Below are 14,142 nucleotides of genomic sequence, written 5' to 3' on the forward strand. Positions count from 1 at the left end.
GCACACTGGGACCCATGCGAAGCATCTATCCGGTCCTCCGGTATCCCGACCCCCGTGCCGCCGTCGACTTCCTCCGGTCCGCGTTCGACCTCACCGTCCACGAGCTGCACGAGGGGCCCGGCGGCGAGGTGCGGCACGCCGAGCTCGGCTACGGCGACAGCCTCGTCATGCTCGGCCCGGGGCCCGCCCCGGCGAGCCGGCCGGCCGACGACGACTACCGCGTCTACGTGGCCGTCGACGACATCGACGCGCACCACGAGCGGGCCCGCGCGGCCGGCGCGGAGATCATCCAGCCGCCGTTCGACACCGACTACGGCTCGCGCGACTACGCCGCCCGCGATCTGGCCGGCCTCGTCTGGTCCTTCGGCACCTACCGTCCCTGACAACCGGCCATAGCTCTGTGCGAGCAAGGTATTGCCCTGTGTGACGGTCATGCGTACTCTCCCTCGATGGGGAGGCGCACATGCCGTTGTCAGCAAGTCCTGTGGTCCGGCGGGTGCGGCTCGGCGCGGAGCTGCGCCGGCTGCGCCGCCGGGAGTCGCTCACCCTGGAGCAGGTGTGCGGCCGGCTCGGCTGGGCGTCCACATCGAAGCTGTCCCGCATCGAGCTGGGGCAGAGCCGGCCGGACCTGGCCGACGTGCTCGACCTGCTCGACGTCTACGGCGTGCCCCCCCACCAGCGGGACGAGCTGATCGTCATCGCCCGGGACGCGGCCACCGGCCGCGGCTGGTCCAGGGCGCTGGGCGAGATGGGGGAGCGGCAGCGGGCGTACGCGGAGCTGGAGGCGGGCGCCGTCCGCATCGTGGACTACCAGCCGGTGCTGGTGCCCGGGCTGCTCCAGACCCCCGAGTACGCCCGGCTGCGGGTGTCGGCCGGCGCGCTCCTCGCCGAGGACGTCGACGTGGACGCCGACGTCCGTGCCCGCGCGATGCGCCAGGAGGTGCTCCGCCGGCCCGACCCGCCGCACTACACCGCGCTGATCGACGAGCGTGCCTGCGACCCGGGCAGCCTTCCCGTCGAGGTCTGGCGGGAGCAGATCCGGCACCTGGCCGTCCTCGCCGAATGGCCGCACGTGACCGTACGGCTGCTGCCCCGCGACGCGTCCCCCTACGGCGACCTGCATCCGCTCGCGCCGTTCTCCTACTACGCGTATCCGGACCCGGCCGACCCGCGCACGGTGCTCGTGGAGACGCTCACCACCGACCTGCGGCTGGTGGCCGAGGCCGAGGTCGCCCGCTACGAGCAGCTGGTCGACCGGTTGCTCCTGGCGGCGCTGCCGCCGGAGGAGACGGTGGAGCTGCTGACCCGGCGACTCGGCCCCGCGCCGGTGCCCCGGCCCCGCGAACCGCACGAGGCCGACTGAGCGGGCCGGTCACCCCGGCGCGGCGCCGGGCGCGCAGCCGCCGGGTCCGGCGCCCCCGATGCCCGTCGGTACCGGCGGCCGGCGCGTCGCGCGCAGGCTATGCCAGGGGTACGACAGGGTCAGGCCGGCACGTCGAGGAAGTGCTCGACCAGCGGCGGGCCGGCGAAGTGCGGGCCGATCAGCGCCCGCCACTGCGCGAAGCGCTCGCTCTGCCGGAAGTTGACGTCGTGCGCCTCGACCGAGTCCCACTCGACCAGCAGCACGAACCTCGACGGCGACTCGACGCCGCGGGTCATCCGCACCGAACGGCAACCCTCGGTGCCGGCGAGGATCGGGCGCGCCGTCGCGTACGCGGCGGCGAAGTCGTCCTCGTGTCCGGGCGTCACGTCGATGAGCGCGACCTCAAGAACCATGCCGGAAGCCTCGCACGCCGGCCGCCGTCGGGTACGCCCCGGGGGCTGTTCCCCGCGCCACACCGCCTCTAGGGTGTTCGCGCGGGAAACGGGGAGGAACAGATGCTCGACTGGCTCACCGCCACGGCGTTCACGGTCCTGGGCGCCGGCACCACCTGGGCCGAGCTGCTCGGCTTCGCCACCGGTGTGGTCAACGTCTGGCTGGTGGCCCGGCAGCACATCGCCAACTGGCCGATCGGCATCGCCAACGTGCTGCTGCTCATGCTGCTGTTCTGGACCGCCGGCCTGTACGCCGACGCGGGCCTCCAGATCGTCTACGTCGTCCTCGGCCTCTACGGCTGGTGGCACTGGCTCTTCGGCGGGGAGCGGCGCAGCCGGCTGACCGTGGCCCGCACCGGCCGGCGGGAGTGGTGGGTGCTCGGGGTGGCCGGGGTGCTGCTCACCGCCGGGCTCTGGGCGCTGCTGGACCGGGCCACCGACTCCACGGTGCCGCTGGCCGACGCGGTCACCACCGCGCTGTCCCTGCTGGCCACCTACGGCCAGACCCGCAAGCTGGTGGAGAGCTGGTGGCTGTGGATCGCCGCCGACCTGATCTACATCCCGCTGTACGCGTACAAGGGACTCTGGTTGACCGGCGGCCTCTACCTGATCTTCCTGGCGCTCTGCGTGGTCGGGCTGCGGGAGTGGCGGGCGGACCTGCGCCGGCGGGCGGCGGCGACCCCGGTGCCGCCGGGCCCGGCCCCCGTCGCCGCGTGAGCGCGGGGAGCGGGCCGGGCCGGGAGTTCCGGCATGGCCTGGTGGTGGGCAAGTTCTACCCGCCGCACGCCGGGCACCACGCGCTCGTCGACGCGGCCGCGTCCCGGTGCGCGGCGGTCACCGTGGTGGTCGCACCGTCCCGGCGCGAGTCGATCCCGCTCGACCTGCGGCTCGCCTGGCTGCGCGAGGCGCACGCCGCCACGCCGTGGGTGCGGTTCGTCGGACGGTACGACGACCACCCGGTCGACTACGCCGACCCGGCGATCTGGGACCTGCACTGCGCGGTGTTCGCCGACGCGCTCGGCGGGGAGCCGGTGGACGCGGTCTTCTCCTCCGAGGCGTACGGGACGGAGTTGGCCCGTCGTTTCGACGCGGTCGCGGTCTGCGTAGACCCGGACCGGCGGGTGGTGCCGGTCTCCGGCACCGCGGTGCGCGCGGACCCGCTGGCGCACTGGCGGCGCCTGAGCCCGCCGGTGCGGGCGTGGCTGGTCCGCCGGGTCGTGGTGGTCGGGGCCGAGTCGACCGGCACCACGACGATGGCGGCGGCGCTCGCCGCCCACTACGGCACCGCCTGGGTGCCGGAGTACGGCCGCGAGCTGACCGAGCGCAAGCTCGCCGGGCTGCGGCGCGTCCGGCCGGAGGCGACGATCTTCGACGTCACGTGGAACCGGGCCGACTTCGTCGAGGTGGTCCGCGCGCAGCAGGCCGCCGAGGACGCGGCGGCCCGCACCAGCGGCCCGCTGCTGTTCTGCGACACCGACGCGCGGGCCACCGCCATCTGGGAGGAGCGCTATCTGGGGTCCTCGTCGGAGGCGGTGCGGGCGGCCGCCCGCCGGCCGGCGCTGTACCTGCTGACCGGCCACGAGGGGGTGCCCTTCGCCGACGACGGCCTGCGCGACGGTGAACACCTGCGGGCATGGATGACCGGGCGGTTCCGGGAGGAGCTGGCCGGCTGCGGGGTGCCGGTGGTCGAGCTGCGCGGGCCGCACGAGGAGCGGTTGGCGGCGGCCGTCGCCGCCTGCGACGCCCTGCTGGCCGCCGGCTGGTCGTTCACCGATCCGCTGCTTCCCGCGTCGTGACATCGGCCCGGCCACGCCGGGCCAGATGGGCACCTAGCCTCCTAGGACGCCGTACGCCGGGAGACCTGCCCCACACCGGAAGACCCGTACCCTGGCAAACGGGACCCCCGAAGATGCGGCGACCCGGGCCGATGGTGAACAATGGCGGCCGAGGAGGGGAGTATTCCCCCGCGACGGAGTCGTCAGCACGGAAGCGCGCCGGACCCCCGGTGGCACGACCCGGCTCCGTCGGTCAGCGTCCCTTCGGGGTCGGTGGCGGAAGAGACCTCCGACAGTCACCAGAGTCAGCGTCGACGCACCCCGGCCCCTCACCCGGCGTACGGTGTGCCCGACGCTGTGTGTCTGCCGGAGGATGGATTTGAACGTGTCCGGAATGGTGTGGGCGGGGACGCTGGTCGGGATGACCGCGGTCCTGCTGGTCGACCTCTTCATCATCGGTCGTCGCCCGCACGAGCCCAGCGTCCGCGAGTCGAGCCTGTGGGTCGGCTTCTACGTGGCGCTGGCCCTGCTCTTCGGGGCTGTCCTGTGGCTCACCTCCGGCCCCAGCGTGGCCGGCCAGTTCTACACCGGGTGGCTCACGGAGTACAGCCTCTCGGTGGACAACCTCTTCGTCTTCGTGATCATCATGGCGCGCTTCGGGGTGCCCCGGCAGTATCAGCAGAAGGTGCTGCTCATCGGCATCCTGCTGGCGCTGGTCATGCGGGGTGGCTTCATCGCCGCCGGCGCGGCGCTGATCTCCCAGTTCTCCTGGGTCTTCTACATCTTCGGCGCGTTCCTGATCTACACGGCGGTCAACCTGGCCCGCCAGGGCGAGCCGGACGAGGACGAGTTCAGCGAGAACGTGCTGATCCGGTGGAGCCGCAAGGCGTTGCCGCTGTCCCGTGAATTCGACGGGGCGCGGATGACCACCCACGAGAACGGGCGGCGGCTGTTCACCCCGATGCTGATCGTGATGATCGCGATCGGCACAACCGACCTGATCTTCGCCCTGGACTCGATCCCGGCGATCTTCGGCATCACCCAGGAGCCGTACCTGGTCTTCACCGCGAACGTGTTCGCGCTGATGGGGCTGCGACAGCTCTACTTCCTGCTCGGCGGCCTGCTGGACCGGCTGATCTACCTGAGCTACGGCCTGGCCGTGGTGCTCGGCTTCATCGGCGTCAAGCTGGTCCTGGAGGCCCTCGCCGACAACAACCTGCCGTTCGTCAACGACGGCGAGCACGTGGCCTGGGCCCCGCACATCCCGATCTGGCTGTCGCTCACCGTCATCCTGGGCACCCTGGCCGCGGCCACCGTTGCCAGCCTGGTCAAGTCGTCCCGGGACCGGCGCCGCGAGCTGGCCGAGGCCCGTCGCTGACCGGACCGCACGAGAAGGGGCGCCCCCGCGGTCGGGGGCGCCCCTTTCGGCGTACGGGGGTCAGACGCGGTGCGCCCCGACCAGGGTGGCCTCCCGGTCCGGCGGGAGCCGCTCCTCGACGACCCGGCGCTTCACGTAGCAGGCGTGCAGCATCCGCCGCACCTCGCCCTGCGGCTCGCTGCTGACGATGCCGACGTGGTGGATCCGCCGGCCGGGCCGGGCGAAGAAGTAGAGGTCGCCGGGGCGTTCCTCGCCCAGCGCCAGGGGAGTGGTCGCCTCCGCCTGGTCGTAGGCGTCCCGGGGCAGGGTCAGGCCGTGCCGGCGCCAGGCCAGGTGCACCAGGCCCGAGCAGTCGATGCCGTCGGTGGACAGCCCGCCCCAGATGTAGATGAGGTGGCGCAGCCGCTCGGCGAGGGCGAGCACCTCCTTGGCCTCCGGCCGCTCGGCGGGCAGCGGGACCAGGTCGCCCTCCGGCGCCCAGAGCGGGTCGGCCCGGCCGGGCGCGAGGACCGGCCGCCAGCCGTCCACGGGCCGCCCGGCCGGGGCCAGTCGGGTGCCGAGGACCACCCGGGCCAGGACCGGTGGGCCGTCGGGGGCGGCGCGCAGCGCGGTGTGTGCGGCGTCCACGACCAGCGAGGTGGCCGGTGGGCCGGACTCCGCCGGGGCGGTGAGCTGGGCGGCGGGCAGCCACCCCGGATAGCCGCGTACGTCGAGTTTGGCGGCGGGCTGGGCCAGGGCGACGACGTGTGCCCAGCCGTCCGCGCGCAGTTCGGTGACCAGCACCCGCTCGCCGAGCAGCAGCTGGGTCAGGACGCAGTCGCCGACCTGCTGGTCGCGGTCCATGCCGGCGATCCAGGCGGCGACGTCCGGCGGATCGCCCAGCGCGGGGCGGTCGACGGGGCGGACCGCCTCGGGGCTGGCCCAGAGGGTCGCCACCGGGACCCGGACGACGGCCTCGCGGCCCGGTTGAAGCTCCATGCCCACCCCCACCTCACGACCCTATGAAAAATTCCAACGGCGCTCAACCATGCGACTGAACCTTTGCTTCACTCACGTGGGCGATGCCGAGGCCGGGCGCGTCCGGCAGCACGACGGTCGAGCCGTCGTACCGGATCCCGCCGGCGACCGGCGACCAGGCCAGCCACCAGGCGGCGTCGAGGTCCGACACGGCCGTGGTGCCGTAGGCGGCGACCAGGCTCGCCGCCGCGCCGAGGCCCACCTGGCTCTCCATCATGGAGCCCACGATGGTGCCCATGCCGTGCGCCGCGGCCAGGTCGAGCAGCGTCCGCGCGGTGTGCAGACCGCCGCACTTGGCCAGCTTGACGTTGACCATGTCGGCCGCCCGCCGCCGGATCACCTCGACCAGGTCGCGCAGGTCGAAGACCGACTCGTCGGCGAGGATCGGCAGCTCCACCCGGTCGCTGACCCAGGCCAGCCCGTCCAGGTCCCGCCGGTGCACCGGCTGCTCGACCAGCTCGACGTCCAGCCCGGCGTCCTCGATCCCGCGGATCACCCGGACCGCCTCGCGCGGCGTCCAGCCCTGGTTGGCGTCCAGCCGGATCCGCACCTCGGGCCCCACCGCGGCGCGGACCGCGCGCACCCGGTCCAGGTCGCCCCGCGCGTCCGTGCCGACCTTGAGCTTCAGCACGGTGAACCCCTCGGCCCGGCGCCGGGTGGCCGCCGCGGCCAGGTCCACCGCGTCGCCCGCGGCCAGCGTGACGTCCGTCGGGACGCGCAGCGTGGTGCCGCCGAGCAACCGCACCAGGGGTACGCCGAGCCGCCGCGCGGCCAGGTCGTGCAGGGCGACGTCGACGGCCGCCCGCGCCGACTCGTTGCCCACCACGGCGCGGCGCACCTCGGCGCAGCGGGCCTGGAGGTCGTCGGCGTCCCGCCCGGTCAGCAGCGGCCCGAGCAGCTGCTGGACGCACGCCTCGGCGCCGGCGATCGACGCGCCGGTCACCTGCCAGACCTGCGGCGCCTCGCCGAAACCCGAGCGGCCGTCGGCGTCCACCACCTCGACGACCAGGGTGTCCACGGTGGTGGTGCGGCGCAGCGCGGTGACGAACGGGGTGTGTAAGGGGGCCGAGAGCCGGTGGGTGCGTACCGCGGCGATCGTCATGTGCGGCACCCTATACGGAGCGGTGGCGGACAGGGGAGGGCCGATGATGAGGCGGGACTGGGAGCTGGTGGGCGCGCCGAACGCCCGTGACCTGGGCGGGCTGCCCACCACGGACGGGCGGCGGGTACGCGCCGGCCGGCTGCTCCGCACCGCGGCGCTCGGCCGGCTCACCGACGAGGACCTGCCGGTGCTGGGCAAGCTGGCCCCGGCCTGCGTGGTGGACCTGCGGCACGCCACCGAGCAGGCGGTCGCGCCGCCCGACCGCCTGGCCGGCGAGCCGCGGGTGGTGCACCTGCCGGTCTACGACGCGGCCCACCCGGTGTTCACCTACGTCTCGGCGGTGCTGCTCGGCCACGACCTCGACGCGTACGAGGAACTGGCCCGGGACGGCATGCCGGGCGCGATGGCGGCCATCTACCGCTGGTTCGTCACCGGCGAGTCGGCCCGGGCGGGGTTCGGGACGGCGGTGCGGCTGGCCGCCGACGGGGCGAACCTGCCGCTGCTGTTCCACTGTTCGGCCGGCAAGGACCGCACCGGCTGGCTGTCGGTGGTGCTGCTCACCGCGCTCGGGGTGGACGAGCCGGAGATCCGGGCGGACTACCTGCGGCACAACGAGCTGACCGAGAGCCTGCGCGAGGTGCTGCTGACCGCCATGACCCGCCGCCGGCCGAACCTGGACCCGGCCGTCGCCCGGCCGCTGCTGGAGGTGCGGCCGGAATACCTGGACGCCGCCTACGACGAGGTGCGCCGGGTGCACGGCACGTTCGAGGCGTACCTGCGCGACGGGCTGGGGCTGACCGACCGGACGCTGGCCGCGCTGCGGGCGAACCTGCTGGAGTGACCGGTCACCCGGCCAGGTCGTGCCGGGCCGCCCACACCTGCGCGGAGACGTGCGCGATCAGGCGGCAGGCGTCGTCCTCGACCTCCTCGCCGCTCGGCCCGCCGTCGGCCAGGTCGGTGGTGGTGCAGACCACGACGGCGTACGGCGGGGCGTCGTCGGGGAAGACCACGCCGGCGCCGTGCCGGACGCCGCGTACCCAGCCGTTCTTGTGCGCGATCCGGGTCCCCTCGGGCAGCCCGGCGGCGAGGTCCTCGCGGTGCTCCTGGGCGAACAGCACGTCCAGCATGGCCGCGCAGCCGGCCGGCGAGGCCAGCGGGCCGGGCCGGCGGGCGCCGAGCGCCAGGCTCCCGAGCAGCGCGGCCAGGTCGGCGGCGGTGACCAGGTTGTCGATGCCGGAGTCGCGGGCCGCGAAGTCCTCGATGCCCCGGCCCGTGACGCTGTGCCGGGCCCCGGCCAGCGCCCACGCCTCGGCCACGGCGGGCAGCCCGACCTGACCGATGCAGACGTTGGTGGCCAGGTTGCTGGAGCGGACGATCATCCGTTCGGCGAGCCAGCGCAGCGGCGCCTCACCACCCACCCGCGCCCAGACCGCGTCGTCGTTGTCGTAGTGCTGGGCGTTGCTGAAGCGGGGCGCGCCGGGCAGGGCGGAGTCGAAGCTGTTGCGCACCGGGACCGGCCGGTCCAGGTCGAGGCGGCCGGCCTCGGCGGCGCGGTGCAGCGCCAGCAGCACGGCGACCTTCATGGTGCTGGCCGCGTAGTGGGTGGCGTCGGCGTGCCGCCTCCAGGTGGGCGGAGCGCCGAGCCGCCCCACGTACGCCGAGACGGTGCCGGGCGCCTTGTCCAGGCGCGCGTCGAGTTCCTCCCAGGTCATGCCGGTGACCGTAGCGGATCATCGCGGCGGGCGGGGCTGCGGTCCGGCCCGGCCCGGGTCTAGCGTGCGGAGATGACGACCGCCGCCTACGACGCCATCGCCGACTGGTACGACGACTACGTCACGACCACCGCCACCGACTACAGCGACCGGGTCCGGTCGATGCTGGCCGAGCTGCTCGGCCACGGTGCCGGGCGCTGCCTGGACCTGTGCTGCGGCACCGGGGCGCACGCCGCCGAGCTGCGGCGGCTGGGGTGGCGGCCGGTCGGGGTGGACCTGTCCGGCGGGCAGCTGCGCCACGCCCGGGGGCGGCTTCCGGTGGCCCGCGCCGACGCGACCGCGCTGCCCCTGCCGGCCGGCGCCGTGCCGGCGGTGGCCTGCGTGCTCGCCCACACGGACATGCCCGACTACCCGGCGGCGATCGCCGAGGTGGCCCGGGTGCTGGCGCCCGGCGGGCGGCTGGTCCACGTCGGCGTGCACCCCTGCTTCGTCGGGGCGTTCGCCGACCGCTCCGAGCCGGGGCGGGCCGTGATCGACGGCGGGTACGCCGAGCGGGAGCGCAGCTTCCGGTCCTGGAACACGGTCGGGGTGCGCGCCCGGGTCGGCGCCTGGCACCTGCCCCTGGCCGACCTGCTCAACGCGGTCACCGCCGCCGGCCTGACGCTGACCGCCGTCCGCGAGTCCGGCTCCGGCCCGGTCCCCGACATCCTGGCCCTCCAGGCCACCAAACCCTGACCCCGCTCCCGCCACACCCCCCGGGGGCCGCGACCCCGGCCGCCTGCCCCCGTTGATCATGAAGTTAGCGGCGATGTCGATCTCCGAAACTGCCGCCAACTTCATGATCGACGGGTGGGGGCGCCGGGGGCGGAGGCCGGCGGGGGAGGGAGAGGGGCGGGAACGGGCGGAGCCCGGTCCGCCTAGGGCGGGCCGGGCTCCGGGTGGGGTGTGGTCAGCCGGCGTGCTTGCGGCGGGCGGCCATCCGGCCGCGCTGGGTCTGGTCCAGCACCACCTTGCGGATCCGCACCGCGGCCGGGGTCACCTCGACGCACTCGTCCTCGCGGCAGAACTCGAGGGCCTGCTCCAGCGACAGCTTGCGCGGCGGGATCAGCTTCTCGGTCTCGTCCGAGGTCGACGCGCGCATGTTGGTGAGCTTCTTCTCCTTGGTGATGTTGACGTCCATGTCGTCGGAGCGGGAGTTCTCCCCGACGATCATGCCCTCGTACACCTCGGTGGTCGGCTCGACGAAGAGCTGGCCGCGCTCCTGCAGATTGATCATGGCGAACGAGGTCACCGCGCCGGCCCGGTCGGCGACCAGGGAGCCGTTCTGGCGGGTGCGCAGCTCGCCGAACCACGGCTCGTACGACTCGAAGACGTGGTGCAGGATGCCGGTGCCGCGGGTGTCGGTGAGGAACTCGGTGCGGAAGCCGATCAGGCCGCGCGCCGGGACCAGCCACTCCATCCGGATCCAGCCGGTGCCGTGGTTGACCAGCTGCTCCATCCGGCCCTTGCGGGTGGCGAGGAGCTGGGTGATCGCGCCCAGGTACTCCTCCGGGGCGTCGATGGTCAGCCGCTCGACCGGCTCGCAGGTCTTCCCGTCGATCTCCTTGGTGACCACCTGCGGCTTGCCGACGGTCAGCTCGTAGGACTCGCGGCGCATCTGCTCCACCAGGATGGCCAGGGCCAGCTCGCCGCGGCCCTGCACCTCCCAGGCGTCCGGCCGCTCGGTCGGCAGGACCCGCAGCGACACGTTGCCGACCAGCTCCTTGTCGAGCCGGTCCTTGACCATCCGGGCGGTGACCTTGGCGCCCTTGACCCGGCCGACCAGCGGCGAGGTGTTGGTGCCGATGGTCATCGAGATGGCCGGCTCGTCGACGGTGATCAGCGGCAGCGGGACCGGGTTCTCGGCGTCGGCCAGGGTCTCGCCGATCATGATCTCCGGGATGCCGGCCACGGCGATGATGTCGCCCGGGCCGGCGCTGTCGGCCGGCTTGCGCTCCAGGCCCTCGGTCATCAGCAGCTCGGAGATGCGGACCCGCTGGGTGCTGCCGTCGGTGCGGCACCAGGCGACCGTTTCGCCCTTGCGGATGGTGCCCTGCCGGACCCGGCACAGCGCGAGGCGGCCGAGGAACGGGGAGGCGTCGAGGTTCGTGACGTGCGCCTGCAGCGGCGCGTCCTCGTCGTACGCGGGGGCCGGGATGGTGTCCAGCAGGGTGCGGAACAGCGGCTCCAGGCTGTGGCTGTCGTCGGGCACCGAGCCGTCGGCGGGCTGGGTCAACGAGGCGATGCCGTCGCGGGCGCAGGCGTAGACGATCGGGAAGTCGATCTGCTCCTCGTCGGCGTCCAGGTCGAGGAAGAGCTCGTAGGTGTCGTCCACGACCTCCTTGATCCGGGCGTCCGGCCGGTCCACCTTGTTGATCACCAGGATGATCGGCATCCGGGCCTTGAGGGCCTTGCGGAGCACGAAGCGGGTCTGCGGCAGCGGTCCCTCGCTGGCGTCGACCAGCAGCACCACCCCGTCGACCATGGTCAGGCCGCGCTCGACCTCACCACCGAAGTCGGCGTGGCCGGGGGTGTCGATGATGTTGATGGTGACCGGGTCGGAGCCGTCCGCCGGCAGGTACCGCACGCCGGTGTTCTTGGCCAGGATGGTGATGCCCTTTTCCCGCTCGAGGTCCATCGAGTCCATGACCCGCTCGGTGGTCTCACCACGGGCGCCGTAGGCGCCGGCCTGCCGCAACATGGCGTCGACCAGGGTCGTCTTGCCGTGGTCGACGTGGGCGATGATGGCGACGTTGCGGAGGTCGGTGCGTAGCTGCATACCCTCCATACTCCTGTCTGCGGTTGCCGGGGCACGCCTCGGGGTCACCCCGAGATCGCCCGGATCTCTGCCGAAAGTGCTGTCCCGACCGTTCCAGGGACTGGCATGCTGGCTCCCGTGCGGGGGACCGGATGCCTGACCTGCTGAACTGGCTGCAGGAGCTGCCGCCTCTGCTGATCTACCTGGTCGCCGCGACAATCGTCGCGGGCGAAACCGCGGTGATCTTCGGGCTGCTGGTGCCGGGTGAGGCGACCCTGCTGCTGGTCGGCTTCTTAGCCTACGCGGGGACGCTGCGGATTATTCCGGCGCTGCTGGCCATGACGGCTGCCGCCGTGATCGGAGACACACTCGCCTATCGCGCCGGCCGGCGGTACGGGCCGAAACTGCGCGCCTCCGGCCTCGGTGCCCGGATCGGGCCGCACCGGTGGCGGCGCGCCGACTCGCTGCTCGACCGCCTCGGCGGCCGGGGCGTGCTGGCGGCCCGCTGGGTGGCCTTCGCCCGCACCCTGGCGCCCCGGCTGGCCGGCGCGGCGGGCCTGCCGTACCGGCGGTTCGCGCCGTGGAACCTGGCCGGGGTGGTGAGCTGGGTGGGCGCGTCCGTGCTGGTCGGCTACGCCGCCGGTGAGTCCTACGAGCGGGTGTCCCGGTTCCTGGGCCGGGCCACCGGCGCGGTCCTCGTGCTGCTGGTCTGCCTCATCGGAGTGGTGCTGGCCGGCCGCTGGCTGGGCCGCAACCCGGACCCGGCGCGGGCCCTGGCCGCCCGCGCCGCCGCCCTGCCACCGCTGCGCTGGCTGCGCGCCCGCTACGGGGTGCTGTTCTTCCTGCTCGCCATGCGGTTCGGCCCGGCCGGGACGCTGCTGATCAACCTGGCGGCCGGCCTGCTGCTGCTGTTCGCCGCCGGGCTGGCCGTCGCGGCGGTGCTGGAGGCCGTGGTCCGGCACAGCGGGCTCGGGGTGCTCGACGGGCTCGTCGCGGACTGGTTCGCCGCCCGGCGTACCCCCGGGGTGGCCGACACGGCGCTGGCCGCGGTGTCGGTGCTGCGCGGCTGGGTGCTGATCGCCGCGGTGGCCCTCGTGGCGGCCGTGGTGGCCTGGCGGAGCCGGCCGTGGCGGGCCGACCTGCTCAGCGTCCTCGGCACGGTGGGGGCGTTCGTGCCGCTGGTGGTGCTGGTCGTGGTCGCCGGCCTGACCGGGCCGGGCGGCCCGGACGGCGCCCCGGACCTGCTGCCCACCCAGAACGCGGTGGTCACGGCGAGCTTCGGCACCCTCGCGTGGCTGCTGTCCCGGGGCGCCCGCTGGCCGGTGGCGGTGGCCGTCTGGACGGGCGCGCTGGCCGGCGTGGTCGCCGTCACCGGCGCCCGGCTCTACCTGGGGTGGAGCACGGCCAGCGGCACCGCGACGTCGGTGCTGCTCGGTGCGGCCTGGGTCACCGTGCTCGTGGTCGCCTGGGCCACCCGGGACCACGCGGTCGGCGGGGACCACCCGCCCCCCGGGGCGGACGGACCGGCCACAGGGGACGGACCGCCGCGGCCGCGGGCCTCCCGGGGCGGCGTCGCGGGTACCCCGCCGGCCCGCTGATCCCTGCTAGGGTGCGGCGGACGACCACGGGGGAGGTCTGATGCGTCGAGGAGTGGGCCGCTGGGCCACGGCGGCGGTCGCCGCGGTGCTGGCGGCGACCGTGGTCACCGGGTGCGGCGGCGGCGACGGGCCGACCCGCGAGGTGGCGGTGGAGCTGCCCAGCGAGGCGCCCGTCGACACGCCGGCGGACGACCCCGGCGACCTGCCGAGCGACGAACCGCCGGCGGTCGCGGCGATGGGCGTGAAGCCCAGCGCCAAGCCCAGCCCGAGCGCGTCGGCGAAGCCGACCACGAGTCGGGCCGGCGCGCCGCGGCCCACGGTGAAGCCGTTGACCGAGACGAAGGCGCCGCCCGCCCCGAAACCCCCGGTGGCCGGTTGCAAGCCCAGCTACAAGGGCACCGCCGCCAGCCGCAGTCAGGTCAAGCAGGCGTTGACCGACGCCGCCGCGAAGACCTACTGGCCGGTTTCCGCCCCCGACATCAAGGTGCCGCTCAACCTCGTGAAGGCCACGGCCTGGCAGGAGAGCGGCTGGCAGTCCAACATCTACGCCTGCGACAGCGGCGTCGGGCTCATGCAGGTCCAGCCGCCGACCGCGCAGTTCGTCAACGACCGGTTCGAGAAGAGCTACGACCTCGACGCCTACCGGGACAACGCGGTCCTCGGCGCCAACTACCTGGCCTGGCTGACCAAGAAGATCGGCGACTCCCACTTCGGCTCGGACTACCGGCTCGACACCTCGCTGTGCACCAGCGAGCTGACGTCCTGCCTGCTGAACGCGGTGATCGCCGCCTACAACGTGGGCCCGGGCAACGTCGCGCCGGACTGTGCGCCCGGCAAGAGCCCGCCGTGTGGCCCGCCACCGCCGCTGAAGATTCCCAACGAGACGTACGTCTACAACGTGCGGGCGCTGATGACCGAGTGCGTCTGCCTCAGCTACTGAGCGGACGG

Annotated in this window: 14 protein-coding genes; 9 read left to right on the forward strand and 5 right to left on the reverse strand. The window is 74.0% G+C overall.

Going from position 1 to position 14,142, the window contains the following annotated elements:
* The first annotated feature begins 14 nt into the window (after positions 1 to 14).
* Positions 15 to 383, forward strand: coding sequence for a VOC family protein (locus NFX44_RS06370; protein ID WP_262282540.1), 369 nt, complete (start codon positions 15 to 17; stop codon positions 381 to 383).
* Positions 384 to 463: 80 nt separating this feature from the next.
* Positions 464 to 1,363: a DUF5753 domain-containing protein gene (locus NFX44_RS06375; protein ID WP_262282541.1), complete on the forward strand. Its 900-nt coding sequence runs from the start codon at positions 464 to 466 to the stop codon at positions 1,361 to 1,363.
* 119 nt (positions 1,364 to 1,482) lie between these two features.
* Here the strand turns inward: NFX44_RS06375 and NFX44_RS06380 are convergent, their stop codons facing one another.
* Positions 1,483 to 1,776 carry an antibiotic biosynthesis monooxygenase gene (locus tag NFX44_RS06380; RefSeq protein ID WP_262282542.1) on the reverse strand — a complete coding sequence of 98 codons (294 nt, stop codon included), beginning with the start codon at positions 1,774 to 1,776 and terminating at the stop codon, positions 1,483 to 1,485.
* 102 nt (positions 1,777 to 1,878) lie between these two features.
* Between NFX44_RS06380 and pnuC the strand changes: the two genes are divergently transcribed.
* From pnuC to NFX44_RS06395, 3 genes are all read left to right on the forward strand, one after another.
* Positions 1,879 to 2,532 (forward strand): nicotinamide riboside transporter PnuC, encoded by a 654-nt coding sequence (pnuC, locus tag NFX44_RS06385; RefSeq protein WP_262282543.1) that lies wholly within the window; start codon positions 1,879 to 1,881, stop codon positions 2,530 to 2,532.
* On the forward strand, positions 2,529 to 3,611 hold the full coding sequence (locus NFX44_RS06390) for an AAA family ATPase (protein WP_262282544.1): 1,083 nt from the start codon (positions 2,529 to 2,531) through the stop codon (positions 3,609 to 3,611). Before pnuC ends, NFX44_RS06390 begins: the two co-directional genes overlap by 4 nt.
* Before the next feature lie 358 nt (positions 3,612 to 3,969).
* Positions 3,970 to 4,968 carry a TerC family protein gene (locus NFX44_RS06395; protein WP_262282545.1) on the forward strand — a complete coding sequence of 333 codons (999 nt, stop codon included), beginning with the start codon at positions 3,970 to 3,972 and terminating at the stop codon, positions 4,966 to 4,968.
* Between the two features lie 60 nt (positions 4,969 to 5,028).
* Here the strand turns inward: NFX44_RS06395 and NFX44_RS06400 are convergent, their stop codons facing one another.
* Positions 5,029 to 5,946 carry a C40 family peptidase gene (locus NFX44_RS06400; RefSeq protein ID WP_262282546.1) on the reverse strand — a complete coding sequence of 306 codons (918 nt, stop codon included), beginning with the start codon at positions 5,944 to 5,946 and terminating at the stop codon, positions 5,029 to 5,031.
* Positions 5,947 to 5,989: 43 nt separating this feature from the next.
* Entirely contained in the window at positions 5,990 to 7,087 is a 1,098-nt protein-coding gene (locus tag NFX44_RS06405) for a mandelate racemase/muconate lactonizing enzyme family protein (protein WP_262282547.1), read from the reverse strand.
* A 43-nt stretch (positions 7,088 to 7,130) separates the two neighbouring features.
* Between NFX44_RS06405 and NFX44_RS06410 the strand changes: the two genes are divergently transcribed.
* Positions 7,131 to 7,928, forward strand: coding sequence for a tyrosine-protein phosphatase (locus tag NFX44_RS06410; protein ID WP_262282548.1), 798 nt, complete (start codon positions 7,131 to 7,133; stop codon positions 7,926 to 7,928).
* 4 nt (positions 7,929 to 7,932) lie between these two features.
* Here the strand turns inward: NFX44_RS06410 and NFX44_RS06415 are convergent, their stop codons facing one another.
* On the reverse strand, positions 7,933 to 8,799 hold the full coding sequence (locus tag NFX44_RS06415; RefSeq protein WP_262282549.1) for a serine hydrolase: 867 nt from the start codon (positions 8,797 to 8,799) through the stop codon (positions 7,933 to 7,935).
* A gap of 72 nt (positions 8,800 to 8,871) precedes the next feature.
* Between NFX44_RS06415 and NFX44_RS06420 the strand changes: the two genes are divergently transcribed.
* A complete protein-coding gene (locus NFX44_RS06420) occupies positions 8,872 to 9,534 on the forward strand; it encodes a class I SAM-dependent methyltransferase (RefSeq protein WP_262282550.1) in 663 nt (220 codons plus the stop codon).
* 214 nt (positions 9,535 to 9,748) lie between these two features.
* Here the strand turns inward: NFX44_RS06420 and typA are convergent, their stop codons facing one another.
* Positions 9,749 to 11,617 (reverse strand): translational GTPase TypA, encoded by a 1,869-nt coding sequence (gene typA, locus NFX44_RS06425; protein ID WP_262282551.1) that lies wholly within the window; start codon positions 11,615 to 11,617, stop codon positions 9,749 to 9,751.
* A 131-nt stretch (positions 11,618 to 11,748) separates the two neighbouring features.
* On the opposite strand from typA, the gene NFX44_RS06430 reads away from it, so the two are divergent.
* Positions 11,749 to 13,194 carry a DedA family protein gene (locus NFX44_RS06430; RefSeq protein WP_262282552.1) on the forward strand — a complete coding sequence of 482 codons (1,446 nt, stop codon included), beginning with the start codon at positions 11,749 to 11,751 and terminating at the stop codon, positions 13,192 to 13,194.
* Positions 13,195 to 13,234: 40 nt separating this feature from the next.
* The gene (locus tag NFX44_RS06435) at positions 13,235 to 14,134 is read left to right on the forward strand and encodes a transglycosylase SLT domain-containing protein (RefSeq protein WP_262282553.1); all 900 of its coding nucleotides are present in this window, start codon (positions 13,235 to 13,237) and stop codon (positions 14,132 to 14,134) included.
* Positions 14,135 to 14,142: the final 8 nt, after the last annotated feature.

This window comes from Micromonospora sp. MA102, assembly GCF_025460765.1.
Lineage (GTDB): Bacteria > Actinomycetota > Actinomycetes > Mycobacteriales > Micromonosporaceae > Micromonospora > Micromonospora halotolerans.